This window comes from Leptospira wolbachii serovar Codice str. CDC (genome assembly GCF_000332515.2).
GTDB lineage: Bacteria > Spirochaetota > Leptospiria > Leptospirales > Leptospiraceae > Leptospira_A > Leptospira_A wolbachii.
The window spans coordinates 1-25,158 of record NZ_AOGZ02000014.1 but is presented as its reverse complement, the minus strand read 5'-3'; the positions used below and the strand labels follow the sequence as shown (position 1 = coordinate 25,158).

The window sequence follows — 25,158 nt, the reverse complement described above, 5'->3', positions numbered from 1 at the left end:
CACCTTACAATTGGCAGTTGGGATGTTTCCCTTCTGCTTTTGCCCTTTCCCATAAAACCAGCGCATTTGGCATAGCAGCATTTAAATTCTTCATTCTAGTGGCATCAGACGGATGAGTTGATAATAACTCGTTTGGTTTGTTACCACCAAGAGCACTCATATTTTTCCATAGTTCTACACTCTGTCTGGGATCAAATCCCGACTTTGCCATAAGTTCCAAACCAATCAAATCAGCTTCCGATTCATGTTCCCGAGAAAAAGGTAACAGGATTCCAAATTTCGCACCCATTCCGAGAGCTCCTGCAACGGTAGGTTTTCCAAGGCTTTCTAAAATTTTAACAGACCCACCAGCCAATTGATTTTGAGATATGCGTTCGTTTCCATGGCGCGCAATCACGTGACCAATTTCATGTCCAATAACGGCTGCTAATTGGTCTTTGTTTTTCGCTATTGAAAACATACCTGTATATACACCTATTTTCCCACCAGGAAGAGCAAATGCATTGGGATTGTTGTCTCTAAATACAACTACCTCCCATGAATTTACACCAGTGGTATCGGAAGTGACAGCCAACTCCGCCGAAACAATGCAGTTTACATAAGTATTTGCTACTACATTTGTATCGACTGGTGTTTTTGTTTTCATCTCTGCAAATGCTGAGGTTCCCATCTCGTTCATTTCTGCATCTTTTACAAGTATGATTTGTTTTCTTCCTGTAGGAGAAGTGCTGCAATGGATGAGGGTTGTAAGTGCTAAAAAGAAAATTGAATTTCGAATCATTATTTTTCCTGTTGTGAATAAAATTGATGGATAAAAGGGACTACATCTTCGCTACCAATCGGTTTTGATAACCAATAACCTTGGATTTTGTCGCATTCATAAGATTTAAGAAGTTCCAACTGTTCTAATTCCTCAACTCCTTCTGCCACAACCGAATAACCAAGGTCATGTGCCATATTGATAATGGAAATTAATAAAAAACTTTCTTTAGAACCTTCCTCAACATTACTAAGGAAAGATTTATCAATTTTCACAATCGACAAGGGCAACTTTTCTAAATATGACAGAGAGGAAAATCCTGTTCCAAAATCATCTAAAGCAACTTTCACTCCAATATCAATTAGATTGGAAAGTATTGGAACAGTCTCTGTGAGATTTTTCATCGCCAAACTTTCTGTAATTTCAACTTGTAGGGACGTGTATGGAATCCCTCTTCTATTATGGAGGTCTACAATCCAATGGAAAATATTTTGATCAAAAAACACCTGTGGACTTAAGTTAACCGCAATGGAAATTGGTAATCCTTGTTTAATTTGTACTTCTTCAATGACATTTGCAGCTTGTTCTAATACAAAACGAGTGATGGGAACAATGAGACCTGAGTCTTCGGCAAGGGGAATGAATTCTGCAGGTGAAACCATTCCTCTTTGGGGATGGCGCCAACGAACCAGAGCTTCCCAGTGACCTATTTTATTTTCTTTAAGATCTAAGATTGGTTGGTAGTAAACAAAGATTTCGTTATGAGTTAATGCTTTTTTTAAATCATTTTGAATTTCTAATTGGAAATGAATTTTTTCCTGCATCGCTTGGTTAAAAACGGATACAGTTCCCACCTTCTGAGATTTTGCATGAAACATTGCAATTTCCGCATTCCTTAAAAGTACATCAGCATCTTTTCCACCAAGTCCAAATGCCGAGATCCCACAGGAAGCAGTCAGATAGATTTCGTATCCACCGAGAGGGATAGGATCTCCTAGACGTTCGAGAAGTCTTATTGCATAATTCACTCCTTCATCGATGGCAAGAAGATGAGTGAGTAGAATCGAAAAGTTATCTGCACCGAGCCTTGTAATGATGGCATCGGAATCTGAAAATTGTCTGAGTCTTTCTGAAAAGATAACGAGGATTTGATCTCCAGCATCATTTCCAAGCGAATGATTGATTCGTTTGAAGTTATCGATGTTGATACAAAATAAGATTGGATACCCAGAGCTCTTCATATTATATGCGAAGATTTTTTGTTCAATCCTTGCAAGAAACAAAGCACGATTTGGTAGTCCAGTTAGATTATCATAAAAAGCATCATGGGTTAATTGTTGTTCTGCGAGTTTTCGGTTTGTGATATCGTGATGGATGGCAATGTATTGAAATATGGATCCGTCTTGACCTGTAAATGGAACTATGGTTGTGTCTGCCCAGTAGTCACTACCGTCTTTTTTAATATTGCGTATTTCTCCCCGCCATACTTTTCCTTTTTGGATCGTTTCCCAAATTTTAGTCCAATCGTCTTTGGTTTTGTCTGTGGATTTGAGAATTCTATGGTTTTGTCCGATCAATTCGGAAACTGTGTATCCGGTTGCTTTTGAAAAGGACTCGTTAACGTAAGTAATGATTCCATTTGCATCTGTAATTGAGACAATATTGGCCTGGTCTAAAGCAAATTTTTGGAGTTGAATCTCTTTTAAAGATTCATATAAGAAGGTTTCAGTTGTATTTTTTTCCTTTCTATAGACAAGTTCCCTCCTTTCCCTTTCTAAAACTTCTGTTAATCGAAGAAGGTTTTTTCTGTCAATTAGGTCATTGACTCCAGACTTCATATAACTCAAGTTTTTCGAAAAGTCTTCGGGATCGCTGAGTAAAATTACCGGGATATCAATTTTTTTATCATTTAAGTATTGTAGGTAAATTGGAATTTCTGAGTGGAATGGTTCTCTCGTGCTGCAGATGATGGCATCCCAGTCTTCTTCGTGGACAGTCGCTTCCCAGGATGGGAATGTCTCCACCACTCGGTAAAGAGGACTTAGGCCGTTGGCCTTCATCTCTCTTACTAGGTCAAATACACTATTAGAATCGTTTTCGAGTATTAGAACGCTGATTGGAATGCCCATTGTATTTGCCGAACCCGGCTATCTCTGCCACTTATGATTCGTATTTTTCTTAAAATCTCAACCTAAAAAAGATTCGAAATTTCTTGGAAATTTCGTCCGATATCTGAAGTGCATCCAAAAACTTTCGAAACTACTTATATCAAAAAAGATTATTTAGAGCATGAACTAAGGAAATTACTCTTAGACATGAGCGATTTGGATTATAAAGGACTCAATGAATATGACAAAGGTGGTTATGATGGTTTCAACCAAGCGATCACTTTGGTTTTAAAAAGGCTACAAACCTAGGGTTTTTTCTAGTTAAAATGGTATATTGGTTCAAGCGACAAGTTTCCACAAAAATTCTTTACAAAATTGGCAACGAAACAGATAGTATACGTGCCAGTAGGAAGTTCAATGAATTTCACAACAAAACAAGTTAAAAATCATACAGTTGTTACTCTAGAGGGTTCCCTCGATATTTATTCTGCACCCGCACTTAAAAAAGAACTCCACAAAATCATCGATGACGGGCTGAATCAGTAGCAATTGATATGGTGAATATCAAACTATTGGATTCCTCCGGAATTGCATTGCTTGCAAATCTTCAAAAGAAACTTAAGTCTGAAGAAGGGCAGTTTTTTCTTCTCAATGTTAGCCAGGATGTTATGGTAATTTTGAAACTGTCCAGTTTGGACAAATTCTTTACGATCCTCGGCGGAGAATCTGAACTTCCCTAAATTCAGAAATTCTTAGTTTCTCTTTTAGAGCCGGAAGGACTTCACCTCTCCCCGTACGACCGGCGCTTCTAGTGATTTTGGTTTAGTCCAATCCCCAGAACTATCTTGAATCCAACGACTTGATTCGACTTGGCTTCCTGAACCTGTAATTAGTTTTACGATACCAGCTCGATCCCCGGAAACTTGGACGGAAACCACCAAATCGTATGGTAGGTTTAATCCAAAGGAACCTAATTGCAGTGTAGCAAGGTTTCCTTCAATCCGCACTTCATCGCAAACTACTTCTCTTCCATCACGTAACTTCACTTTCAGTTTTAACGGAGTTTGAGGTAATTGTTTCTTTATAACGACTGGAGGAGTTTGTTCGGTAGTTTTTAAGGTCACTTCTGGGGTTTCTGCAACTAGCGGTATTTTTTCTTCTGAAACAACAGTAGCTAATTTTGTAGTTTCACCCTTGGAATCTTCGAGAGACTCCCGAATGTTTTCTTTGATTTGATTGAGTTCTTTTGCTTCTTCTGCAGAAAGGTTGGACGCAGTTTCAGATTTTAGCACCTTTTCTATAATGACCGGTTTTAGAACCAAACTTTTTCCTTCTTCAATATTCTCTGCGGCTTTTGCATCACCTAGTTTCGTTGCTTCTTCTTTAGAAAAGGCTACAAGTGATTTGTTTTCTTGATAAAAATTTCCAATTAATAATAAACGTCTGTTAGCCCTAATGGCGACTTCTTTGTTTTGTTTTTGTTTGACGAGCTGAATGTATTCTTTTACTGCATTGGAAGTTTTACCTAATTCTTCCATTGCCCTAGCTTTGATATAGGATTGATCTTTAGTAAGTATAGGAAGGTTTTCCAAGGTTTTTAAGGTTTCTTCATAGTCTCCACTTTGGAATAAAGAATAAGCCAATTCCTCCGGGGACTTCTTTTTGTTTTTGAGTTCCTCTTTTTTCTTCTCACCTTCTTCTAAAAAACTAATGAGCAGGCTTGCGTTCTCTGCATAGTGAGTTCCTGGAAATAAATCAATGGCTTTGGTGAGTTTGAGAAAGGCCTTTTCTCTCTCCCCCATCATCACCAAACAATACCCGTAGTGTAGAAGAGTGAAAGCCATTTCATCAGAGAGTGAAGAAGTGATCGATTCTTCCAACTCTTGGTATTTTTTTGAAGCAATTGGATACTTTCTTGTTCTTTCCATGTAGAAAGCAAACTGCAAACGAATGATGGTTTTTTGTTGTTCCTCTAGCTCCAATGCTGGTTTGAAATTTAAAAAACGCACCGAGTTAATGACATATAAACCAAAACGGTCTTGCCAGCTCATCTTTAAGTCCAAACCTTCTGTTTCGGAGTTCATAATCCCCGATTCCAAAATGTTGACTTTTACCTCAGACATATAGTCATCTTTGGAAAGGAACATTTGTTTCAATCGCTCTCTCAATGTTTGAGAAGAGAGCTCGTAATTCATCAGTTGATCTCTAAGAATTCCAAAACGTAGTTCTTGTAGTTTTACACTGACAATCGATTGAGAAGCCAAAGCAAAAAAGAAAAACAAAACAAAGAAAAGAGAGAAAAAGAAAAACTTTTTCATTCTGGTACATCAAGGACAATCATAGTCACATCATCCTTATATTCCTCATGTTTTTCTTCGAGCAGTGCCATTGCCTTTTCCACAATTTCTGCATTGGATAAATGAATGTTTTCAAGAACTACTTCGGTGAAACGTTCGAGTCCAAAAAGTCCCCCTTCTTTGATGGGAGTTTCCACTACACCATCCGTATAAAGAATGATTTTATCACCAGGAAGAACAGGAAATGATTCTAAAGAGTATTGGATGTCATCACCCATACCGAGTGGTGGGCCTGAACTATCTACATAGGTAATTTCCTTTGTGGAAGGACGAATGATAAAGGGTGCGTTGTGGCCTGCATTTACAAATTTAACAACACCTGGTTCTTCAAAAACTACAAAAACACCTGTAGCAAAAAAGGATGCTTGGAGGCGATTGGCAATGACTTCGCCTAGTTGGTTGATTGCTTGTATCGCTGAATGATTTTCTTTCATAATAGCTTGTAAGGACATTGCCATAACGACCGTTACAAGAGCAGCAGAAACACCGTGGCCCGAAGCATCAGCTAAAAAGAATCCGTAATAATCTTTTTCGGGAAACTGAAAATATTGATATAAATCGCCGGAAACTTCCCGCATGGGGCGATAGAGTTTTCCAATATTAAATTTTTTATATTTTTTCACAGAAGGCAAAAACAATTCCTGTACTTCTTTTCCGATTTGTAATTCTTGATTGATCTCTTCGTTCAATCGCGTAATTGTTGTTACTTTGTTTTGGATTTCTTCTGCCATTAAGTTGAATGACTTACCCAAACTATCCAACTCATCATTACTTTTGAAATCCCACTTGACTCGAGATTGTAAATTTCCTGTGGCCATATCTTTTGAAGCAATTTCTAAAGAACCAACACGTTTGAATATGGCTCTGTATACAAGGATAGCAAAAATAATATGAAATACGATTCCCCAAAGGACAGCATATCCCACTTGGATATAGAGTTGTTTCAGTCGGTCCTGGATTGAAGAGATATTGAAATGAGTGAATAAAAAAACTTCCTTGTTATTTGAAAGACGGATGGGTAATAAAAAATCGACTGTGAAATCTGACTCATTTAGATCCAAACTATACCGAGCTTTAAAGAGATTCCCTTCCTTATCTGATGAGACCTCTTTTGTCTTTTTTAAAACAGCTTCTGTTATCTCTTTTACATCTGGACCAGACTCTGGTTCCGATAACACATTTTTGCCATCAACGTCAAAGATAGTAAATTTATTGATTTCGTATAATTTAAGTGTTTTGCGAAAAACTTCAAAACTTTCATCCCTTTCTCCCGAAAGACCAATCGTTTGGATATCGGCAAGGATGGTGTTGGCAAGGTTTTCTGACTGGAATTGAAAGTTCTTGAGTAGTAAATCAGATTGATTTTCGAAGATCATCACCGTAAAAAAGATGATATTAAGTAAGGCAAGAAGGGAATAAAAGAGTCCAATCTTAAAGCGTAAGGAATTCGTCGTTTTGATTTTGCTTTTGTTCACGGCAATTACTAGTATTGTCGATAATTAAGTGATAGAAATCTATCACAAAATTGAGATTTTCCATTGGTTTTAGGCATCAACATATCCTTCCCTTCCTGCTTGCGGGCCTCCCTTCTTACCTGTTTTGTAGTATTTAGTTTTTCTGCCCTTTCTGCCGACAAGATCCGGTTAAAATCAGGGGAAGTACTGAATGGCAAAGTGGTGAACGTGACCGCAACTCACGTAGAATGGCAGGACCAAGGAAAACGTTATAAATTTTTAAATACAGAGGTTTTGGGCATTGATGTTGGGTATGACGGTCTTCCTACTTGTGCCGATTACAAAACATTTGGTGTAGAGGATTGTGATTTAATTCTCACCAAACTAAACAAAACGACAGCAAGTTTTTCGAAGAAAAGTAGTCCCTTGGAGTTGGAGATTATTCCCGTTAAAAAAATCTCAACTTTGAAAGTGAGTGCGGAATCGGGGCTTCCTATGGAGCGCTATATTGATCCTGGAGTGCGAGGGAAATGGATTTTTGCGGATAGAGAAATCCTCGGAAATTTCAAAACTTTAGAACGTGGGAAAATCACTATTGAGACAGAATCCAAAACTTTGGAATCCTTCGATACTCTGGATTTCCAATCCTTTGAGATCCAAAATAAATCGGTCATTGTTAAAGTAATCAAAGAAGAAACACCCAAAGTCATTCCAGGTTATGCCCCTATCACAGAAAAAAGATATGGAAAAGCTGCTTATATTTTTGGAGGAGCTTTGCTTTCCGGCTTAGGAATGTTATACGAATACAATGCATCCGTAAATGCAATTAACAAAGATATTGAATACATTCCTTCTGGTGACGGAAAAGTATTTATTTTTGCTAATACTCTTGGAACGGATAATTACGACTTTCACAGGCAACGTTTCCTTATCTATTCTGTAGTTTTCACTTCGATCATCACTTATAGTCTAATAGATAGTTTTTATTTGGGACCTATGGAGACAAAAAAGGAAAATCCGAACGGAGTGTATCTGAAACCAATTTTGGATATGAAACCAAACGTAAGTAGCCTGGGTCTTGGGAACCAACAAATCTATAAACCTAACGACAGTATGTTTTATGGATTTAGCTTTGAGTCAAGATTTTAGTTTTGATAACTCAAACAATAGACTTTCTTAAAAATAAATTTTTGAAATTCTGTTTGAGTCTTAGAAAATGCCATTTGGTTAAGAAAGCATAGGGAATTTGGTCCAATTGACACATAGCACCGCAATTTCCTTCTTCGTTTTCCTTACACCATAGAATGGTTCCTGAAAGTCCAACAAAACAGTCCAAACCAATCCAAAGATCAAATTTCACTTTTGTATTTTCTTGAAACAATTGTGAGGTTGGCATATAAAACATATTCGCTTGTATATGAAAGATTGCCGAGTTTTCTTCAACATTTGTCGTATGTAGGTCAACGGAACTAAATAAAGGTACTTCAAGCATCCTGTCCCGGAAAAAATATGGATTTATAATTCCGGCAAAGAAAAACATTAGGGATAGGATCATTGGATACATAACAAACAAGGCAAAATAATCTTGAAGTGCTAAATCGGGAAATTTATGAGATATCCAATCAGGGGAATTAAATAATAAATACACTGATAAAATACTAGGTATTAGAAAGAAAACAGTGAGTAGAGAATGACGTAAGGTTGGAAATTGTAAAAGTTTGATACCCGACGTAGAAATATGTTTTTGAATATTTTGAATCCAACCTTCGTGCCTATTGTGACGACTCAAAATTTCATATTCTTCCATACTCATATTTAAGAGTTTTAGGATGTGTCCAGGAACAAGGATCCTAGATTTTGCAATTGTCAGTTCCAATAAAAAGAAAAGGAAAAGAATACAAATCGGAAGAATTAATAACAAGTCTTGTTCTTGAAACAAAGAAAGGTTATACAATCCATGAATTCCGACACAAATCAAGAATCCAAAGGATAGTTTTCCCCATTTAAAAACTGGATTTTTATGAAATAAAAACATCATCAGGTAAGCACCAATGAGCCCACCATTCATCATGTGGATGGGTAAAGCCGTGATGGAACGAAGCACTTGTGACCAAAGGCCCGTGTTGATGTAATATAAAATATTTTCAACTAAACCAAAACCTCCACCTAACACAAGTCCATAAAAAATACCATCGGTAACAGTAAATTCATCCTGATTCTTACGGAAAAATAAATAAATTCCCAGTAGTTTGGCAAACTCTTCTAGAAAGGCAGAGTGGATAAAAGCATTCCAAAAGGGATCGCCACTTGGAATCCAATTTAAAAGAAGCGCTTGCAGGCCAATCGCAACTCCTGCGCTAAAAATTGAAAATGCAAACGCAGTATATTGCAAAAAGGAATCAGTGAATCGGTAAAAATGAAATCGATAGAAGGAATAATAAAAACCTAAAGTGAGAAAATTGATAAGAAAAATGACCAGACTAGGGATGGAAATTTGAGCGATCATTTGGTATGATTAACGGCTAAAAAACTCTAAAAATCAATGAGAAATGCTAAAGAAAATTGATTAAACTAATCTTTTTACTGCCTTCCGTAAACCGTCAATCGTTAAAGGAAACATAGGAACAACATCTTCAATTGCTTCGATCGTGGGTGCTCCCCAAAAACGTTTTGGTTCTGGATTCAGCCAAACTGATTCCGGAAAATATCCTACGAGTTCTTTTAAGGATTCGAGTCCACTTTTTGCCTTTCTTTGTTTTTCTTCAGAACTAGAACTGTGATACGCATAAGGATTGTAAGGTGTTCCCATAAGTTCGTAAGGCGCCATATAAGCATCACCTACAAAAATTAGTTTTGTGTTTTTGCGAAATTTTTCCTCAAATTGTTTGAGAGAGATTTTGGTTTGGAACTCATGGTTTGCATATAGATATTCATGAAAGATGTTATGGAAAAAATAGTTGTGAACTTCTTTGAAATGATACAGTCCCCTACTGGCACTAAAAAGTTTACTTACCCTGTCAGAATGAGGAGTCATACTTCCTCCAATGTCCATAATGAGTACAAGGCGAAGCGAATTTTTTCGCTCTCTCTCTTCCACAAGTTCAATCTCACCCCCATTTTCACAGGTTCTATCGATGGTTTTGTCTACGTGGAGTTCTCTCCTTCCTTCTTTTTTTAAGAACCTAAGTTCCTTTAAGGCAAGTTGGATAGATCTTGTGTCTAGGATTTCATCTTCCCGGTAGGCTTTGTACTTTCTTTCGTTCCACAAACTCACACCGGAACGACTTCCCTCACCTTCTGTATTTCCGCCGATGGAGATTCCATTGGGATTAAATCCGGAATTCCCAAAGGGAGAGGTTCCCGAAGTTCCAATCCATTTGTTACCACCATCGTGGCGTTCTTTTTGTTCGGCTAAACGTTTTTTTAATTCTTCAATAACTTCTTCCAAACTCAAGTTAGGGGCATTTAATTTTTCGGAATCACTTAAGTGTTTCGAAATATTTTCTTCCAACCATTCAAAGAGAGTATCTCTAAATTGAATTCTTTGTTCCTTCCAGCTCCCAAAGGTTTTGGCAAAGGCAAGATCATAACTATCATAGAATTTTAGATCTTTGGCAAAGTTAAGTCTGCCAACCCGGTAAAGTTGGTCCAAGTTCATGTAACCGGATGGATCGGTAAGTTTCCTCAGGCTTGCAAGAAATGCAATTAACTCTCCCGTAGAACAAGGGACAGACTCTCCTCGCAGATTGTAAAAAAAATCCAAAAACATATTAGTTCAAATAAACTCTATAGTCGTCTTCTGATTTGAATAGAGTTCCCGCAAAAGGGATTCTACTGGATTCCAAAGTCTCTCCGGATACTAACAAAACCTGAATCCAATCCAAAAGTTCGCTTGTAGAAGGTTTTTTTCTAAGGCTTTCAATTTTGCGAATGGAATAGAACATTGCCAAGGCTTTTTCCATGAACTCCGTTTGGATGGAAGGGTAATGCGCTTTGATAATTTCTTTCATCGCCTCTCGTTTCGGAAATTCAATGTAATGAAAAATACAACGTCTAAGGAACGCATCGGGAAGTTCTTTTTCGTTATTGGAGGTGATGATAACAATCGGCCTTTCTTTGGCGATGATATGTTCTTTCGTTTCCGGGATGAAAAATTCCATTTTATCTAATTCCAAAAGTAAATCGTTCGGAAATTCGATGTCCGCCTTATCAATTTCGTCAATGAGGACCACTGCTTTATTGGTTTGGGCAAAGGCTTCCCCGAGGGCACCCAGCCGGATGTAGTTTTTCACGTCCCGAACCCGGAGCATGGCTTCCTCTTCGGGAAACCTAGAATCATTCAAGCGGGACACGGCATCATAGAAGTACAAACCTTCCTTGGCCAAGCTGGTGGATTTAATATGCCACCGGTAAAAGGGAAGCTCCTTTGTTTCCGCAAGGAAACTGGCAAGGAGAGTTTTCCCAGTCCCAGGTTCCCCTTTCAGAAGGAGAGGTCTTTTCGTAATTTCTGCCACTAGGACCGCTTCTTTCAGATCGTCGGACAGGATGTAATCAGCCATGGTGTAATCTACCTTTTGGACTCCAATCTTTTCAGAAAAACGGGGGAATCCACTAAAAATTGCTTTTTGTAAGAAATTGAATTCCCATATTGAGGATTTGGAACGATAGTAAATTATGGGCGATTTTGATAATACGAAACGGGCAATTGGCGTAGGGAAACTGGATGATTCTGCAAGAAAGGATATGTTCAATAAGTTTGTCAGTGCTGGTGGGGAAATTGTAAAAGAAAAACAACCGCAGAAAGAAGACGACACAAAGAAGAACCGCCCGGAGCCAAAGGTTCGTCAAAGCACTGTTTCCCGTGGTAGTGGTGATGATAGCCGATCGGGAAGCCGTGGTGGAAACCAAAACAAATCCGATTCTGGAAATGCTAAATCACAGGCAGATTCTAAAGCCCAATACGAAAAAGAAATTAGTAGTTTCTCTGCCAGGTTTGGAATTAAACTTAAATGTTGGCTTGCCCGTGTCACCCCTTTTGGAACTAGTGATCTCACTCCAAAATTTATGCATGACTTTAGCATGCGCGCCAAACAATCATTAATTGAACTTCAGTATAGCGGGAATGAACTTTTAGCCAATCAACAATATTCCCCCCAACTCAGTAAAGCCTTAGATAAAATCAATCCGTTACTTGTTGAATTACTTGCCATGGGCCAAAAACTTTATAATGGTCCTGAACTAACAGACATTACTGACCCCATCATGGTAGCACCAGAATCCCCTGTTGCCATAGAACGAGTCAAAAACCCGATTTATGCTCTCTTTAAAAGGATGTACATTTTATATCCTTACCAAGAGACCTTAAAAAAATCTTTTGTACAAGCTTATGATGAGTTACAAAAATTAGAAGGGAAACCTTCTATGATTTATGCTAATAAAAAAAGAAAGGTAACACAAGAAATTGATACTCTCTTTGAAGGTTTTTTTGATAGACTTTACCTTGTTGTCTTAAGGGCAGAAAATAAAAATATACCACTAATTTCTCGTTATATGGAAAATCTTTTGGGTATTCTACCGGAAGATCGACCTGGACAAAGAAAGTCAGGGGAAAATGTTCCTGGCGGGAAACAAGTAGAAACCAAAGACGACAAAAAAGACGAAGAATCAAAGAAGGAGGATACGGAAGAAGAAGTCCCTCTTTCCAAAGAACAAGCCTATGGTCTTCGTTTGATGCAGATGTATTCCTTGCCGAAACTCCGTAAAAAATTTGATCCGAAAAATGAGTATAGTCATATACCCGATTCAGACAAAGCTCTACTTGCCTTGTTTTATTTTTTTGAATTTGATGATGAGTATTCTTTTGTAATGACTACAAAAAAAATCGATATCAAACCTGGTTCGGTTAACGGAGTCAAGGTGGATTATCGTCAAAAAATGTTGGATATTTATGAAGGTACAAGAACCATCATCGACCAATTCCGTATTTATAACGACATTGTAAGAGAATTAGAAAAACACAAAGCAAATCCCGGTGCTAATTACATAGAAGCTTCCAAAAAGCTAACAGGGATTGAACAAAAACGGACAGGTCAATCCAGAACAGTTAGGATGGCCATCAAAGAATTTAGTTTAAAATCAAGAGATTCTCTTCTTGTTCTCATTAAGGACATGAAAAGTAAAAAGGAAATCGTCGCAAACATGAATGACGTTTTAACTTTGGATTCTATGGAGTCTCGTAAACGACTCAACAAAAAACCAGTAAAACAATGTATTATGGAGGCCTATTGTTACCTAATGGCTTTGTATGAGCGCCTGGAAACAGGAGACTTATTCGGTGGGCTTGTCGAACTCACTCCAGAACAAATGAAATCTTCCTTTGGAGTAGAATTGGGTAATGCTAGTGGCGAATCTACTGAAACAGAGTTTGCCGATTTAGACAAAGAGACGACAGAACAATCGAATCAATCACCAGCACCGAAAACAAATAATGATTTAGAAACGAAGGATTCGGCAGAGGATTCTTCTGATGAAGAAAATGACAGTTCGGATGATCCTTTGGATGATGACATATTACCAAGCGGGAATCCTTTTTAATGGCAGTTATCAAAATCGCAATCTACCAAAAGAACTTACACAAACGCATAAGCTCTGATGAAATTTCTAGAATCCAACAAAGTAAGGCTCATTTTTTAATTTTACCGGAAGGTTTTCCTCATCTTTTCCAAAGCGAATCTCCTCAGGATGCAGCCAAACATGAAAAAGAATACCAAGACCATTTATTGGAAATTTCAGAAACTTTTCCAGGTGTTATCCTCGGTGGTAGCCATTATCGAAAAAATGAAGACGGGCATTTAGTTTCAGCTCTTCCCATTGTTCAATCTTTGGTTTTAGTTGATTTTTATGAAAAAAAATCTCCTTCTGCCTCGAAAGAACCTGGTGTGGTTCCAGGAAAAACAGAATCTATCTTTATTATGGGAGGACTTCGTTTTGGACTTCTTGTCGGTGAAGATTTAGAAAATGAATCCATCTGGAAAGAGTTTAAAAAAGAAGATATCGAGATTATATTTTATTTGTCTTACGCTGATGAAAAACGCTCTTACGAGGAAGATCTTACATATTTTGAATCGCTTGCGAAAGAAAAATCTGTCCATTTAATCCGTGTTTGTGGACCATCGGACGGCAAACCTGCTCGAAGTCTGTATGCATCCCCTTCTGGAATTAATTGGAAAGTGGGAAAAGCAGAAGAAGACAAAGATGTGTTTAAAACTTTGTCTGTGAATGTAATGAGAAGTTATTTGTTATAAATACAAACAATCGGGGATCTTTTTTAAAAATGACCCCCACTCAGTTTGTTTTTCTATAATCGCAGTGTCTTAAAATTTTATTTTTTATCTATTTCTTTCCAATCCATGGTAAGAAGGAGAATGACGATTCCGATCGAAACACAAGAATCTGCAACGTTGAAGGCAGGCCATCGGTCAAAAAGTAAAAAATCGGGCCATTCGAAGTCTAAAAAGTCTACTACCCCAATATATTCGATACCTGGTTTTTCAGGGCTGAATCCAAATCGAAATCCAACACCTGGAATCTTTACAAAGAATTTATCGGAAAAGTTTCCAAAAGCTCCCGCCATTACAAAGTTCCAACCCCAAGCATTTCCTAAATCGGCATTTTGCCAACGGTAGAAAATTAAGAATACAATAGCAAATCCTGTCGCAAATAATGAAGGAAGGGCATTGTCTTGGAATAGACCAAAAACAAAACCAGTATTAAAAGTTAATGACAATCTGAAAAAATCACCTAACACGGGGATACTTTCGTGAGCTAACATTTTTGTTATGATGATATATTTGGATGCTAAATCTAAAAAAAGTCCAAACGCAACAAAAGCAAGGTATCCTGGTTTAAAGACCGAAAAAAAAGGGGGTTTAGGTAGATTCATAAATTAGAGATGATCCGTTTATTTTTGTTTCCAATAACTTAGACTAGATTTGGCTAATGACCAAAAACTAAGTCCTGATAGTATATAAAATAATATGCTTGGTTCTTTCCATAATTTTTCCGAATAATACATTCCGAAAAAGAAAAATATCGAACCGAGACCTCCAAAGGTAAAAATCTCTTTCAGACGTAACTCCTCTTTTCTTGTCGAATCGGGGGTTTGGAACTCTCCTCGGTTCCATTTGTATAGAAATTCGTTCAGCTCTTTAGGTAAGGAAAAGAGGCTCGTGATGAATTCTTCTCCTTCATCCTTCCAAAGTTTTTTTAAGGAACTTCCTTTCAAAACGATTTGTGAAAAAGGTTTTTCGGCATAATCGATCATAGACCTTGTTGGGTCCAAATAAGATGAGTTACCAAGTAACAATGCAAGAACACGGTGAAGACTAAGAAAATTGGGTGGAAGTTTTAGGCTTGAAAGAAGGCGTTTTAAACTCACTTGGATTTCTTTTAAAAATCGAAGGTCTTCGGCAGGACGAAGTGTATCCAAACCAATATTCCGAAAATGGTCAGTGGAATCTAAAATTCGATTTAGTTTCTCTAGAGAATATTTCACAATTTGGATTAGTTCTTCCTTAGATAAGGATTCGGTTACGGCTCCTAGTTCAAATAAAGATTCTGTGATGAGATGGTAGTCTTTTCGCATAGCACCAATCAGAATTCGTTCTAAAATGCGAGTTTCTTCTTCAGAGATGGATTGGACGGCACCAAAATCAATAAAACAAAGTTCCCCTGTTTCCATAAAAATTAAATTTCCAGGATGGGGGTCTGCATGAAAGAAGCGGTATTCGAAAATCATCAAGATATAAGCACGAACCAGTTTTTCTAAATTCGGATTTTTCTTTGTGTGAGAATCCAAGACATCCAATTCATAAATTTTTTTCCCTTCTACAAATTCTGTAACTAAAGTATGTTTATTACAAAGTTCATCAATGGGATTTGGAAAATGAAAATCTTTTTCTAAAGCAAATAGTTGTTTGGTATACTTTAAATTTTTTAATTCACTTCGAAGGTCAAGTTCTGCACGAATCATGGAATGCAATTGTTCATTCACTTCTTTAGCAGAAATTTTAAATACGAAACGATCGATCATCCAAAGTACTCTTGAGATGGTTTTTAAATCCCTGATGGCGTCTTCTTCAATTCCAGGATATAGAGTTTTGATTGCGACTTTTTTCTCTTTGTAGTAACCAATATGAACTTGGGCGGTTGACGCACTGGCATAGGAGGTTTTGTCCAAATCAGTAAAAATCTCATTCATGGATTTTCCATAATCACGAATCCAACGTTTGTCGATGTCCTCAAATTTCCTTGGAGGGATTTTATCTTGTAAGTCTTGTAGTTCCCAAAGAAATTCTTCTGGTAAAACATGAAACAAGTTACTGACAAATTGGCCAATTTTGATATACACTCCACCTAACCGAAAGAAGAGGATTTTGGTTTCTTTCCCTTTTCGTTTTAAAAACCGGATTCGGAGTGTTTCGTATTTGGGTTGGCTCTTTATCTTTCGTTTGATTTTAGTTAATAAGAGATACTGAAACCAAGTTCTGATCACAAAAAAATAAATAGAAGCAGATCTGTTTTGTTTTGAATTCATTGTTTTCGCCTGTAAATTGATTCTATCAAGTTTAGAATCTCGATATTGTCAGAAAGAGTCCCTTCCATCGTATTTTTATTCCCCATAATCACTTGAAAGATTTCATCATAAATTCCGATAAACGCGTTTGCTGTTTCTGGCTTTGGAAACTGAGGTGGAAGATAGGGAACTAAACTTCGAAATCCTTTGTACAATTTTGATGTTTCTGATTGATAAAACTGAAAACCATCATTGGAACAAATAATTCTATGAGTGTCTGTATGGATGTCGAGTTCAAATTGAAAATAGTCTCTTTCGCCCGCTACATCTAAAAAAACATCTACACCTGATTTGCTTCGGAACCAGGCCACAGCTCTTGATTCGATGGAATTCTTTTTAGGACTTTCTAATTTCGCATCCACTAACTTTGGTTTTCCGAGAATCCAATGGATCAGATCTACCGCATGTGTCCCGTCATGAAGTAAAGGTCCTCCACCTAGTTTTGAAAATGCAAGACCTGGATTTTTTGCTGAGGTAAATACTGAGGCACGAAGGGATTTCAGGTTCCCCAATTTTCCAGTTGTTAGTTGGTCTCTTACATATTGGTAACTTGGGTGGTATCGCCTTTCATGATTGATCCATATTCGAGTATTGTTTTTTTTTGCGAGTTTTTGAATTCGTTTGGCCCCAGATTCAGTGAGAGCCACAGGCTTTTCAATGAGGAGGTTTGGGATCCCTTGGCGAATGCAGTGTTTGGCCCATTCTTCATGGTAGGCACTCGGGGTGGAAATCACAGCTAATTGGATCGATTTTGGTAGCGTAACTTTTGTGGGATCAGAGCTTATGATTTCGGTTTTTTCCTTCCAAAAGGATTGGAATGATTCGCATTTTTCAGACTTGGTATCTAACCCCAAAACAAATTCGAACCGATCTTTTCCCCATTCTGAGGCCAATACCCCCATATGGGTGCAGGGTTTTTTACGAAATGGATCCTCCTCTAAACTGGAACAAATCCGTCCTAGGCCAATCAGGATGGTTTTGATTTTGGATCGTTTCATTTATCTTTTTCTTCCAAATCTTTCTTTCTGAAAGAAACTGGCGTAGAAGCTATGATCGCACCATTTGAATATTCCCTGTCAACTATTCTAAGTTTGTTTTCCAAAGACCAGGATTGGAAACGGACAGACAATCCTACCTTCCGATGGATCACAACCTCTTCTGGCGAAATCAAACCAGGGTCATTGTTTGTCCCGCTACGAGGGACAAGAGACGGTCATGAATTTATACCAGATGCCTTATCCAAAGGGGCACATGCTTTTCTTTGCGAAAGAAATCATCCCATTTTAAAAAAGTTATCCGTTGCTGATCAAGCTAAGGCAATTTTAGTTTCTGATTGTTTGCTCGCACTCGGAGTCCTTTCTCGTTACCATCGAAAGAGATTTAATCCCATCATCCTTGCCGTGACTGGATCCTCAGGGAAAACAACCACTAAAGATTTGTTAGGAGGTCTGTTTGGTTTTTTAAATCACAAATCCCTTGTGGTGACTGAAAAGAACTATAACAATGAAATAGGACTTCCCTTTACTTTATTTCGGATTACAGAAGAGACTCGGGTTGTGATTTGTGAATTGGGAATGAACCATAGAGGGGAAATCAAACGACTCTCTCTCATTGCGGAACCCACGCATGCCCTCATCACCAACATTGGTTCGGCACATATTGAAAATCTCAAAACACGAGAAGCCATTGCTGACGAAAAAATTGATATCATTAGTGGAATGCTAGAAAATTCAGTGCTTTTTGTTCCTGATGATTTGGAGTTTCTAAATCGGGCAAAACTAAGATCCAAAAAACAAAACATAAAACTTGTGGTTTGGAATCATAAAGAAAAACCGAATCTAAAAATAAAGAAAACTGAAACAAATGGATTTCGACTGGAGTGGAAAGGAAAAGAGATCCATTGGAAACTTCCCGGCACAAAACTCCTCAGCAATGTGAGAGGAATGTTAGCTGTGGGAACATATTTTCAAATCGACCCAGAGCAAATTGCAAATACAATTCAAAATTACAAAAGCCCTGACAAACGACTAAATATTAACAAGGGATACTTTACCATCATCGATGATTGTTATAATGCCAATCCTGAATCCATGTTGTCGAGTATTGGGGCTGCAGAACAGTTTGCGGGGGATAAACCAATTGTTTGGATCCTAGGTTCAATGAAGGAACTTGGTAAGTTTTCCAAATACTATCATGAAGAGGTAGGAAAAGAAATCCAAAGAATCGGAAAAGGTATCTTACTTGGGTTTGGCGAAGAAACAAAACCTATGGTTAAAAAAGTTCCGGGAGCTCAATGTTTTACAGAAGTGGAAGAACTCATTCAATTTGTGAAATCTACTGTTCCTAAAAAAACTGTTTTACTCGTGAAGGGATCAAGGTCTATGAAAATGGAAAGAATTGTATTGGCCCTAGAAACATTTAAGGGTTGATGAAGAATTGGCCTTTCCTAGATTACACGTATGCCTACAAATCTACCAAAAGTAGCTGTCATTATGGGTTCCCATTCCGATTGGGAAACTATGAGGGAAGCCTGCGATATTTTGACAGAGTTTGGAATTCCTTTTGAAAAAGAAATTGTTTCAGCGCATCGTTCCCCCGAACGAATGGTCGAGTTTGCAAAATTGGCAAAACAAAATGGATTTGGCGTAATCATTGCCGGTGCCGGTGGTGCCGCCCATTTACCGGGAATGACAGCAGCCCTCACCACATTGCCAGTATTAGGTGTTCCTGTGCAATCCAAAGCACTGAATGGAATGGATAGTTTATTATCGATTGTGCAGATGCCCAAAGGAGTCCCTGTTGCCACATTAGCGATTGGAACGAGTGGTGCCGCCAACGCAGGTTTACTTGCTGTACGCATTTTATCTTTACTCGACCCGACACTACACAAAAAATTAGAATCTTATGCAGACAACAATCGTAAGTTAGCACTTTCTAAAAATGACCAACTCCTCTAAAGATAATCAAAATTTAAAAATCGGTGTTTTGGGTTCGGGCCAACTCGGACAAATGATGTGTTTAGAGGCCCTTCCCCTTGGTTATGATTTTTTTTGTTATTCACCAGATAAGGACTCTCCTTCTGAAAAGGCTGGTGCGGTAGCGACCGTTGGTTTTTATGAAGACTTAGCCAGTTTAAAAATATTTCTTTCTAAAATAGATGTTTTGAGTTTCGAATTTGAAAATATTCCCAAATCCACTTTAGAGTATTTGGAATCACAAACAAAACAGATTCAAATTTTTCCGCCGCCAAAAGCCCTAGTCATTGCCCAAGACCGATATTTAGAAAAAACCCACTTTCGTAAGTTAGGTTTTCGCACAGCCAGTTTTTTCCACCTAACAGAAAACACATCAAAAATAGAGATTAACATTCCCTATCCTTGGATCATCAAAACACTACGTTTTGGGTATGATGGAAAGGGTCAGGTCAAAGTAAACGATGTGAGCGAATACAAAAATTTTTTAGACAGAGCCTTTGCCAGTGGAAATGAAGAGTATTTAGTTGAGGAAGTAATTCCTTTTCAAAAGGAAATAAGTATCATCCTCACTCGGTTTCAAAATGGGGAAATTGTTTGTTATGGAGCTGTAGAAAACGAACACAAAAATCATATTTTGGATCTTTCTATCTATCCTGCACGAATTCCAACAGGCTTAAATTTGGAGGCTACTGAGATGGCTTGCAAACTTGCCGAATCTTTGGACTATGTGGGAACGATGGGTGTAGAATTCTTTTTGAAAGAAAACCATATTTATTTAAATGAATTTGCGCCGAGACCTCACAACACGGGACATTTCACTCAAGACTGTCAAAGTTTTTCTCAATTTCATTTACATGTTTCTGCAATTTCCGGAAATCTTCCGCCAACAGATGTTAGGCCAAAACCTACGTTAATGAAAAATATCTTAGGGAATGAATACAAAGAGAGTTTGGTAATAGCTCGTTCTCTTCTAAAAGATGATAGGTACCAATTGCATCTTTATGGAAAAAAGGATGCAAAAATAGGAAGAAAGATGGGTCATATAAACTTTAAAGGAAATTTAGAAGAGGTAAATCCCCGCTTTCATGATCTATAACTGAGATTTGTCTTCTAATAACTGAAGGCCCCAGTCTCTTACATTCCCTGCACCTAAACAAAGTAACATGTCCCCTTTTTTTAATTTGGATTTGATAGTAATTAAATCCAAATCCATTTCACCTTTTAAAAATTCTGCATTCTTGGTATCAAGGAATGGCAAAAAAGATTCGTGAGTGATTCCCGAAATGGATGTTTCTCCAGCGGAATAAATGGGAAGGATTAAGAGAATTTCTGCAAGAGAAAGAGACTCTGCCAGCTCTTTTAATAACAACTGCGTGCGGGTATAACGATGCGGTTGGAAAAGAACCACAAGCCTTCCGTTCGATTTTAATTTATTCTGTAAGGAACGGATGACCATTGCAATTTCTGTCGGGTGATGTCCATAGTCGTCCATGACAGTGACCCCATTCCAAATTCCAAGAACCTCTTGTCTTCGTTTCACACCAATATAACGAGAGAGAATTCCCGCCGAAACATCGGGCGATACTCCCGCTACAAATGCACCGACAAGAGCCACAAGGCCATTGGTAAGATAGTGAATTCCAGGATAAGGGAGTTGTAAAGATTGGGTAGGAAATCCAAGAAATTCAAATTCCAAAACATCTTCCTGAATTTGATAGAGAACCGGAACCAGTTGGTCTCGAAGTTTCGATTCTAAAGAAAGATACCAATCAGACTCTTTATCTTTTTTTTCCATACAAAGATAGAGCCGAAAGTTTTTTGAAAAATCGATGTCCTTTGTTTTATGAATAAGAACATCCCGAATCCCTGGATCATTGGCATACAAGACTGCATCCCCTTCTATGCCAAAAGCGATGTATTCAAAAAATGCATCTTCTAAACGTTCCCTGGTTTTGTAATAGTCCAAGTGATCATTGTCAATATTTGTCAATAGACGTATGGAAGCTTTGTGGCCAAGGAAAGTTCCGTCAGATTCATCTGATTCGTATACAGCAAACTTTCCTCCTCCGATCTTTCCCCCACGTTTTTCTAAAAGACTAGTGTCCCCGCCAATCATTATGGTAGGATCCATTCCTAATTCCGTAAGAATTTGGGAAACCATGGTTGTAGTAGATGTTTTCCCATGGCTGCCTGCAACAGAAATGGATTTTTGGTTAGAAACCAAAAGATGCATAAATTCGGATCTATGTTTAAGAGGAATATTCTTCTTCTTTATCTCATCAAACACTTGTTTGTGTTTATCATTAATTGCAGAACTATAGACAACCATTTCAATTCCCTCTAGTGGAATCTGTTCGATATTATTTTGAATGGTAGCTCCGCGTTTTTCTAAATACCGAGTTGTTTCAGAACTTTTTTTGTCATATCCAAGGACTGAAAGTTTTAAGTCGAGTGCCATGTGGGCAAGGCTTGACATCCCACTCCCACCAATTCCCAAAAATAAAATAGAACCTTTCATTTGTTAAAACTTCAATTTTGTTTAATGAAAAAAATAGGAAACCGTTTGGTAAGCGGCATTTACATTAGAAAGTGCTAAGGAGGTATGTCCCATTTCTCGAAGAATCTCCGAGTGGTCTTTCCATCCAAGTAAAATCTGCACAAGTCTTGTTGGATCTTCCGAAGTGGAATGAATTGTCACTGCAGCACCTTGTGATTCTATATAATTTGCATTTTCCTTTTGGTGGTTGTCTGCGGCATAAGGATAAGGAATGAGAATCATAGGAAGACCAAAAACCAAACATTCAGCAAGAACTCCCGCACCTGACCTTGCGACGACGATATTTGCCCATTCATAATTGGGTTTCATATCATTCGCATAAGAAATGATTTCTGCATTCCCAACTGATTTACGTTTGGTTTCTTCATACAAAGAAGTTCCAGTCAACAGACGGAATTTATACTTATTTGCTATATCGGGATTTTCCATCGCTTTTAGAATCATTTGGTTGAGTTGCCTTGCCCCTTGGGATCCTCCAAGAACAAGAACATTCACAGTATTCTTTTTTCCTTCGTGCAAGTTTTCATTTTGCCGGATGTTTAAGGTTACTGGGATCACACGTTTGCGGATGGGGTTTCCAATCGTCTTTCCGGTAATGGAATATTCTTCCGCTAAGGGAAAACTAAAGGCAATCTTTTCAGAAAATTTAGCAAAGATTCGTGTAATTTTTCCTGGCACACAATTTTGTTCGCAAAGATATAATTTCTTTCTAAATAAAATGGCATAGAGGATGGCAGGAAGGCTAGAATACCCTCCCATTCCAATCACTGCCTTCACTTTTAACTTATGAAAAAGGAGGATGGTTTTTAAAAAAGGATACAAAAATAAAAGTGGATACACTAATGTTCGTAGGCCACCTAACTGTGGAACATTATGCCAAAGAACAAGACACGGCGGATTTAAAAGGTCGGGATTGTCTTTGTTACGCACAAGAGAATGCAGATAGACCGCATCAAATCCAAATGTGGATATCTTTTCTGCCAAAACTTCGGCAAGTGCCACTCCTGGTGATATATGTCCACCGGTTCCACCAGCTGCAATTAATACGGATCCACTCATAATACCAAATTCTCTTTACTAGTGATGTTGGCAAGAATTCCGAATAGGATAAAAATTGTTATAAGAGAGGATCCTCCATAACTTAAAAAAGGTAACGAAATTCCAGTAACAGGAACAATCCCTGTCACAACAAAAAGATTCAAAATGGTTTGGAATCCAAAAAGGATGAGTATCCCTGAACCTAAAAAGAATCCTAGTTTGTCCTTTAAACGCTGCAGTAAAAAATAGATTCTAATAAATAGAAAAATCACTACGGTCAGAAATAACAAAAACCCCAAAAATCCAAAATCTTCCACAAAAGAGGCCATCACAAAGTCAGTATGGCTATAGGCCAAATACCTGTGGGCATAACCTGAACCTACGGGACGACCAAAACTCCCTCCATCAAAGAAGGCACGAAAACTTGTCACTAACTGGTGGCCTTCATCAAATCGAAATTTATAAGGATCAAGCCAAATCTCTAAACGTTTTTTACGATATCCCACTTGGGTCACAAGAACTACAAGCAGAGGCAAAACCGAAGCTCCCAAAATGAAAAGACGTTTCATAGGAAAACCTGCAAGTAGAACAAAGAAAAATAAAACAAGTAGAAGCTCAATAGTTGTTCCAAAGGCAGGTTCGATCACAATCAGCACTAATGTGGCAAAAATCAATAAGACAGATACAATTTTCTTTCTGTCCCATTTTACTTTTTTAAAATCAAAGTTATAAAAGAAATAAGAAGAAAAAAGTAAAATACTAATCTTTGAAAATTCGGAAGGTTGGATTTGGACTCCTCCAATTTGGATCCAACGATTAAAACTCCTTCCATAACTCGTACCTACTGATTTTCCGAGGCCAGGAATAAATACCGAAATGAGTAATAACAAACTAAGAACAGAAAAAACAAACGACCACTTCACAAGAAATTGGTAAGGAATTTGGCTAAAAACCAAAAAAATAATTACTCCAAGAGTTCCCCATAACAATTGTTTGTTTAAATAGTAATTAGGATCGGAAAATTCACGTTCGGCGGGAATAACAGAGGCACTGTACATAATGACAATGCCCATTCCAAATAGAAAAAAAATTCCATACAAGACAGGTCCATCAAACCTCGAGTTTCCAAATCGAAAGAGGTTTTGTATTGACCTGTAAATTTCCATAAATGTTGTCTAACCCTGTCGACTATTGAATCTTAAGAGTAGACAAGGTAATGATAGCAAGAATGATTCCGATGATCCAAAAACGAATCACAACTTTTTCTTCCGACCAACCAGACAATTCAAAATGGTGGTGTAAAGGGGCCATTTTAAAGATTCGTTTTCCCGTAAGTTTGAATGAACCCACTTGTAAGATTACACTTACCGCTTCCGCAACAAAGATACCTCCCAGGATCACAAGAAGGATTTCTTTTTTTAACATAATGGCAACAAGACCAAGAGTGGAGCCTAAAAATAAGGAACCAGTATCTCCCATAAACACTTGAGCTGGATGGCAATTGAACCATAAGAATCCAAGTAAAGCCCCGGAAAGTCCTGCCAGGAAAACCGCATACTCATGGGAACCCGGAAGGTAAGGAATGTGCAAATAGTTTGCCGCAGAAGGAGTTCCTGATACATAAGAAATGAGAGCAAAGGTAGCTGTTGCAATCACAACAGTCCCCGAAGCAAGACCATCTAGTCCATCGGTAAGATTCACTGCATGGGAGCTTCCAATTAACACGATGATGGCGAAGGGAACAGCAAGAAACCCTAAATTCCAAACAGGACCTTTTACAAACGGTAAAAATAAATCCGTGATGGTAAAGACAACACCTTTGGTGGCGATCAAGTTTGATTTTCCGGTAAAGTAAAAGTAAAGCGTTGTAATGGAGACTGCAAAGAAGATGGTTACAAGAAATTTGGTTCTTGCCCTCATGCCCCCTTTGATTTTTTTCACAGACTTCATATAATCATCTGTAAAACCAAGTCCTGCAAATAGAATGGCTGATACTAGAAGTAACAAAACATTTAAATTGGCGAGATTCCCCCATAACAGAGTGGAGACGGTCAGAGAGAGAATCATAATGAGTCCTCCCATAGTAGGAGTTCCCGATTTGGCAGCATGAGACTGCGGTCCATCGTTACGGACTGATTCTCGAAACTTCAAGGAAAGAAGGAAGGAAATCAAAGCCTTTCCAAAAAGAAAGGTGATAAACATGGAAGTGAGACCCGCCATCATGGCCCGAAGGGTAACATAACTAAAAACTCTAAGGAAACCATAATCTACGCGT

23 protein-coding genes are annotated in these 25,158 nt (G+C 38.0%); 9 read left to right on the top strand and 14 right to left on the bottom strand.

Going from position 1 to position 25,158, the window contains the following annotated elements:
- Nucleotides 1-4: 4 nt before the first annotated feature.
- Together LEP1GSC195_RS05610 and LEP1GSC195_RS05605 are read right to left on the bottom strand one after the other, a co-directional pair.
- Nucleotides 5-781: a M48 family metallopeptidase gene (locus LEP1GSC195_RS05610; RefSeq protein WP_015680777.1), complete on the bottom strand. Its 777-nt coding sequence runs from the start codon at nucleotides 779-781 to the stop codon at nucleotides 5-7.
- Nucleotides 781-2,889: an EAL domain-containing protein gene (locus LEP1GSC195_RS05605; protein ID WP_015682748.1), complete on the bottom strand. Its 2,109-nt coding sequence runs from the start codon at nucleotides 2,887-2,889 to the stop codon at nucleotides 781-783. The genes LEP1GSC195_RS05610 and LEP1GSC195_RS05605 overlap by 1 nt, the downstream gene beginning before the upstream one ends.
- A gap of 108 nt (nucleotides 2,890-2,997) precedes the next feature.
- Here LEP1GSC195_RS05605 and LEP1GSC195_RS05600 point away from each other — a divergent pair, with 108 nt between their 5' ends.
- From LEP1GSC195_RS05600 to LEP1GSC195_RS19955, 3 genes are all read left to right on the top strand, one after another.
- The gene (locus LEP1GSC195_RS05600; protein WP_002987119.1) at nucleotides 2,998-3,177 is read left to right on the top strand and encodes a hypothetical protein; all 180 of its coding nucleotides are present in this window, start codon (nucleotides 2,998-3,000) and stop codon (nucleotides 3,175-3,177) included.
- A 108-nt stretch (nucleotides 3,178-3,285) separates the two neighbouring features.
- Complete coding sequence (locus tag LEP1GSC195_RS20165; RefSeq protein WP_015680829.1) at nucleotides 3,286-3,414, top strand: STAS domain-containing protein; 129 nt, start codon at nucleotides 3,286-3,288, stop codon at nucleotides 3,412-3,414.
- An 8-nt stretch (nucleotides 3,415-3,422) separates the two neighbouring features.
- Nucleotides 3,423-3,608, top strand: a complete 186-nt coding sequence (locus tag LEP1GSC195_RS19955; protein ID WP_015682387.1) for an STAS domain-containing protein — start codon at nucleotides 3,423-3,425, stop codon at nucleotides 3,606-3,608.
- A 24-nt stretch (nucleotides 3,609-3,632) separates the two neighbouring features.
- On the opposite strand, the gene LEP1GSC195_RS05590 is transcribed toward LEP1GSC195_RS19955, so the two are convergent.
- Nucleotides 3,633-5,186 (bottom strand): tetratricopeptide repeat protein, encoded by a 1,554-nt coding sequence (locus LEP1GSC195_RS05590; protein ID WP_015680997.1) that lies wholly within the window; start codon nucleotides 5,184-5,186, stop codon nucleotides 3,633-3,635.
- Nucleotides 5,183-6,700 carry a SpoIIE family protein phosphatase gene (locus tag LEP1GSC195_RS05585; protein WP_015681488.1) on the bottom strand — a complete coding sequence of 506 codons (1,518 nt, stop codon included), beginning with the start codon at nucleotides 6,698-6,700 and terminating at the stop codon, nucleotides 5,183-5,185. The genes LEP1GSC195_RS05590 and LEP1GSC195_RS05585 overlap by 4 nt, the downstream gene beginning before the upstream one ends.
- A 63-nt stretch (nucleotides 6,701-6,763) precedes the next feature.
- On the opposite strand from LEP1GSC195_RS05585, the gene LEP1GSC195_RS05580 reads away from it, so the two are divergent.
- Nucleotides 6,764-7,828, top strand: coding sequence for an LB_137 family protein (locus tag LEP1GSC195_RS05580; RefSeq protein WP_232227705.1), 1,065 nt, complete (start codon nucleotides 6,764-6,766; stop codon nucleotides 7,826-7,828).
- A gap of 10 nt (nucleotides 7,829-7,838) precedes the next feature.
- Here LEP1GSC195_RS05580 and LEP1GSC195_RS05575 read toward each other — a convergent pair whose 3' ends face one another.
- From LEP1GSC195_RS05575 to LEP1GSC195_RS05565, 3 genes are read right to left on the bottom strand one after another with little or no spacing between them, the layout of a single operon-like run.
- Complete coding sequence (locus tag LEP1GSC195_RS05575) at nucleotides 7,839-9,185, bottom strand: PrsW family glutamic-type intramembrane protease (protein ID WP_015682043.1); 1,347 nt, start codon at nucleotides 9,183-9,185, stop codon at nucleotides 7,839-7,841.
- 60 nt (nucleotides 9,186-9,245) lie between these two features.
- The gene (locus LEP1GSC195_RS05570) at nucleotides 9,246-10,448 is read right to left on the bottom strand and encodes a VWA domain-containing protein (RefSeq protein ID WP_015682554.1); all 1,203 of its coding nucleotides are present in this window, start codon (nucleotides 10,446-10,448) and stop codon (nucleotides 9,246-9,248) included.
- A gap of 1 nt (nucleotide 10,449) precedes the next feature.
- Entirely contained in the window at nucleotides 10,450-11,238 is a 789-nt protein-coding gene (locus tag LEP1GSC195_RS05565; protein ID WP_015681341.1) for an AAA family ATPase, read from the bottom strand.
- Between the two features lie 115 nt (nucleotides 11,239-11,353).
- Between LEP1GSC195_RS05565 and LEP1GSC195_RS05560 the strand changes: the two genes are divergently transcribed.
- Together LEP1GSC195_RS05560 and LEP1GSC195_RS05555 are read left to right on the top strand one after the other, a co-directional pair.
- On the top strand, nucleotides 11,354-13,273 hold the full coding sequence (locus tag LEP1GSC195_RS05560) for a hypothetical protein (RefSeq protein ID WP_015681745.1): 1,920 nt from the start codon (nucleotides 11,354-11,356) through the stop codon (nucleotides 13,271-13,273).
- Nucleotides 13,273-13,983, top strand: coding sequence for a carbon-nitrogen hydrolase family protein (locus tag LEP1GSC195_RS05555; RefSeq protein WP_015681016.1), 711 nt, complete (start codon nucleotides 13,273-13,275; stop codon nucleotides 13,981-13,983). The genes LEP1GSC195_RS05560 and LEP1GSC195_RS05555 overlap by 1 nt, the downstream gene beginning before the upstream one ends.
- A gap of 77 nt (nucleotides 13,984-14,060) precedes the next feature.
- Here the strand turns inward: LEP1GSC195_RS05555 and LEP1GSC195_RS05550 are convergent, their stop codons facing one another.
- The 3 genes from LEP1GSC195_RS05550 to LEP1GSC195_RS05540 are packed head-to-tail and all read right to left on the bottom strand — an operon-like array spanning nucleotide 14,061 to nucleotide 17,311.
- On the bottom strand, nucleotides 14,061-14,621 hold the full coding sequence (locus tag LEP1GSC195_RS05550) for a lipoprotein signal peptidase (protein ID WP_015682720.1): 561 nt from the start codon (nucleotides 14,619-14,621) through the stop codon (nucleotides 14,061-14,063).
- Between the two features lie 18 nt (nucleotides 14,622-14,639).
- Nucleotides 14,640-16,274, bottom strand: a complete 1,635-nt coding sequence (locus LEP1GSC195_RS05545; protein WP_015680826.1) for an ABC1 kinase family protein — start codon at nucleotides 16,272-16,274, stop codon at nucleotides 14,640-14,642.
- A complete protein-coding gene (locus tag LEP1GSC195_RS05540) occupies nucleotides 16,271-17,311 on the bottom strand; it encodes a Gfo/Idh/MocA family protein (RefSeq protein WP_015681467.1) in 1,041 nt (346 codons plus the stop codon). Before LEP1GSC195_RS05540 ends, LEP1GSC195_RS05545 begins: the two co-directional genes overlap by 4 nt.
- A gap of 51 nt (nucleotides 17,312-17,362) precedes the next feature.
- Here LEP1GSC195_RS05540 and LEP1GSC195_RS05535 point away from each other — a divergent pair, with 51 nt between their 5' ends.
- The 3 genes from LEP1GSC195_RS05535 to LEP1GSC195_RS05525 are packed head-to-tail and all read left to right on the top strand — an operon-like array spanning nucleotide 17,363 to nucleotide 20,384.
- The gene (locus LEP1GSC195_RS05535; RefSeq protein ID WP_015681464.1) at nucleotides 17,363-18,742 is read left to right on the top strand and encodes a UDP-N-acetylmuramoyl-tripeptide--D-alanyl-D-alanine ligase; all 1,380 of its coding nucleotides are present in this window, start codon (nucleotides 17,363-17,365) and stop codon (nucleotides 18,740-18,742) included.
- A 30-nt stretch (nucleotides 18,743-18,772) separates the two neighbouring features.
- The gene (gene purE / locus LEP1GSC195_RS05530) at nucleotides 18,773-19,270 is read left to right on the top strand and encodes a 5-(carboxyamino)imidazole ribonucleotide mutase (protein ID WP_015682443.1); all 498 of its coding nucleotides are present in this window, start codon (nucleotides 18,773-18,775) and stop codon (nucleotides 19,268-19,270) included.
- Entirely contained in the window at nucleotides 19,254-20,384 is a 1,131-nt protein-coding gene (locus LEP1GSC195_RS05525; RefSeq protein ID WP_015681084.1) for a 5-(carboxyamino)imidazole ribonucleotide synthase, read from the top strand. Before purE ends, LEP1GSC195_RS05525 begins: the two co-directional genes overlap by 17 nt.
- Here LEP1GSC195_RS05525 and murC read toward each other — a convergent pair.
- The 4 genes from murC to mraY form a co-directional block, all read right to left on the bottom strand.
- Entirely contained in the window at nucleotides 20,379-21,806 is a 1,428-nt protein-coding gene (murC, locus tag LEP1GSC195_RS05520; protein ID WP_015680704.1) for a UDP-N-acetylmuramate--L-alanine ligase, read from the bottom strand. The two genes, LEP1GSC195_RS05525 and murC, sit on opposite strands and share 6 nt — an antisense overlap.
- 21 nt (nucleotides 21,807-21,827) lie before the next feature.
- Nucleotides 21,828-22,904: a UDP-N-acetylglucosamine--N-acetylmuramyl-(pentapeptide) pyrophosphoryl-undecaprenol N-acetylglucosamine transferase gene (locus tag LEP1GSC195_RS05515; protein ID WP_015681210.1), complete on the bottom strand. Its 1,077-nt coding sequence runs from the start codon at nucleotides 22,902-22,904 to the stop codon at nucleotides 21,828-21,830.
- Nucleotides 22,901-24,049 (bottom strand): FtsW/RodA/SpoVE family cell cycle protein, encoded by a 1,149-nt coding sequence (locus tag LEP1GSC195_RS05510; protein WP_015681709.1) that lies wholly within the window; start codon nucleotides 24,047-24,049, stop codon nucleotides 22,901-22,903. The genes LEP1GSC195_RS05515 and LEP1GSC195_RS05510 overlap by 4 nt, the downstream gene beginning before the upstream one ends.
- Before the next feature lie 22 nt (nucleotides 24,050-24,071).
- A partial coding sequence (gene mraY / locus LEP1GSC195_RS05505) for a phospho-N-acetylmuramoyl-pentapeptide-transferase (RefSeq protein ID WP_040506450.1) occupies nucleotides 24,072-25,158 on the bottom strand: 1,087 nt, incomplete at its 5' end.

What these genes read in the sequence shown, in the direction of transcription:
- LEP1GSC195_RS05575 (WP_015682043.1), bottom strand. Translation starts at nt 9,185, where the DNA reads ATGATCGCTCAAATTTCCATCCCTAGTCTGGTCATTTTTCTTATCAAT.
- LEP1GSC195_RS05535 (WP_015681464.1), top strand. Translation starts at nt 17,363, where the DNA reads ATGATCGCACCATTTGAATATTCCCTGTCAACTATTCTAAGTTTGTTT.
- LEP1GSC195_RS05565 (WP_015681341.1), bottom strand. Translation starts at nt 11,238, where the DNA reads ATGGCTGATTACATCCTGTCCGACGATCTGAAAGAAGCGGTCCTAGTG.
- LEP1GSC195_RS05570 (WP_015682554.1), bottom strand. Translation starts at nt 10,448, where the DNA reads ATGTTTTTGGATTTTTTTTACAATCTGCGAGGAGAGTCTGTCCCTTGT.
- LEP1GSC195_RS05550 (WP_015682720.1), bottom strand. Translation starts at nt 14,621, where the DNA reads ATGAATCTACCTAAACCCCCTTTTTTTTCGGTCTTTAAACCAGGATAC.
- LEP1GSC195_RS05525 (WP_015681084.1), top strand. Translation starts at nt 19,254, where the DNA reads ATGACCAACTCCTCTAAAGATAATCAAAATTTAAAAATCGGTGTTTTG.
- LEP1GSC195_RS05560 (WP_015681745.1), top strand. Translation starts at nt 11,354, where the DNA reads ATGGGCGATTTTGATAATACGAAACGGGCAATTGGCGTAGGGAAACTG.
- LEP1GSC195_RS19955 (WP_015682387.1), top strand. Translation starts at nt 3,423, where the DNA reads ATGGTGAATATCAAACTATTGGATTCCTCCGGAATTGCATTGCTTGCA.
- LEP1GSC195_RS05590 (WP_015680997.1), bottom strand. Translation starts at nt 5,186, where the DNA reads ATGAAAAAGTTTTTCTTTTTCTCTCTTTTCTTTGTTTTGTTTTTCTTT.
- LEP1GSC195_RS05545 (WP_015680826.1), bottom strand. Translation starts at nt 16,274, where the DNA reads ATGAATTCAAAACAAAACAGATCTGCTTCTATTTATTTTTTTGTGATC.
- purE (WP_015682443.1), top strand. Translation starts at nt 18,773, where the DNA reads ATGCCTACAAATCTACCAAAAGTAGCTGTCATTATGGGTTCCCATTCC.
- LEP1GSC195_RS05510 (WP_015681709.1), bottom strand. Translation starts at nt 24,049, where the DNA reads ATGGAAATTTACAGGTCAATACAAAACCTCTTTCGATTTGGAAACTCG.
- LEP1GSC195_RS05605 (WP_015682748.1), bottom strand. Translation starts at nt 2,889, where the DNA reads ATGGGCATTCCAATCAGCGTTCTAATACTCGAAAACGATTCTAATAGT.
- LEP1GSC195_RS05515 (WP_015681210.1), bottom strand. Translation starts at nt 22,904, where the DNA reads ATGAGTGGATCCGTATTAATTGCAGCTGGTGGAACCGGTGGACATATA.
- LEP1GSC195_RS05555 (WP_015681016.1), top strand. Translation starts at nt 13,273, where the DNA reads ATGGCAGTTATCAAAATCGCAATCTACCAAAAGAACTTACACAAACGC.
- LEP1GSC195_RS05610 (WP_015680777.1), bottom strand. Translation starts at nt 781, where the DNA reads ATGATTCGAAATTCAATTTTCTTTTTAGCACTTACAACCCTCATCCAT.
- LEP1GSC195_RS05540 (WP_015681467.1), bottom strand. Translation starts at nt 17,311, where the DNA reads ATGAAACGATCCAAAATCAAAACCATCCTGATTGGCCTAGGACGGATT.
- LEP1GSC195_RS20165 (WP_015680829.1), top strand. Translation starts at nt 3,286, where the DNA reads ATGAATTTCACAACAAAACAAGTTAAAAATCATACAGTTGTTACTCTA.
- murC (WP_015680704.1), bottom strand. Translation starts at nt 21,806, where the DNA reads ATGAAAGGTTCTATTTTATTTTTGGGAATTGGTGGGAGTGGGATGTCA.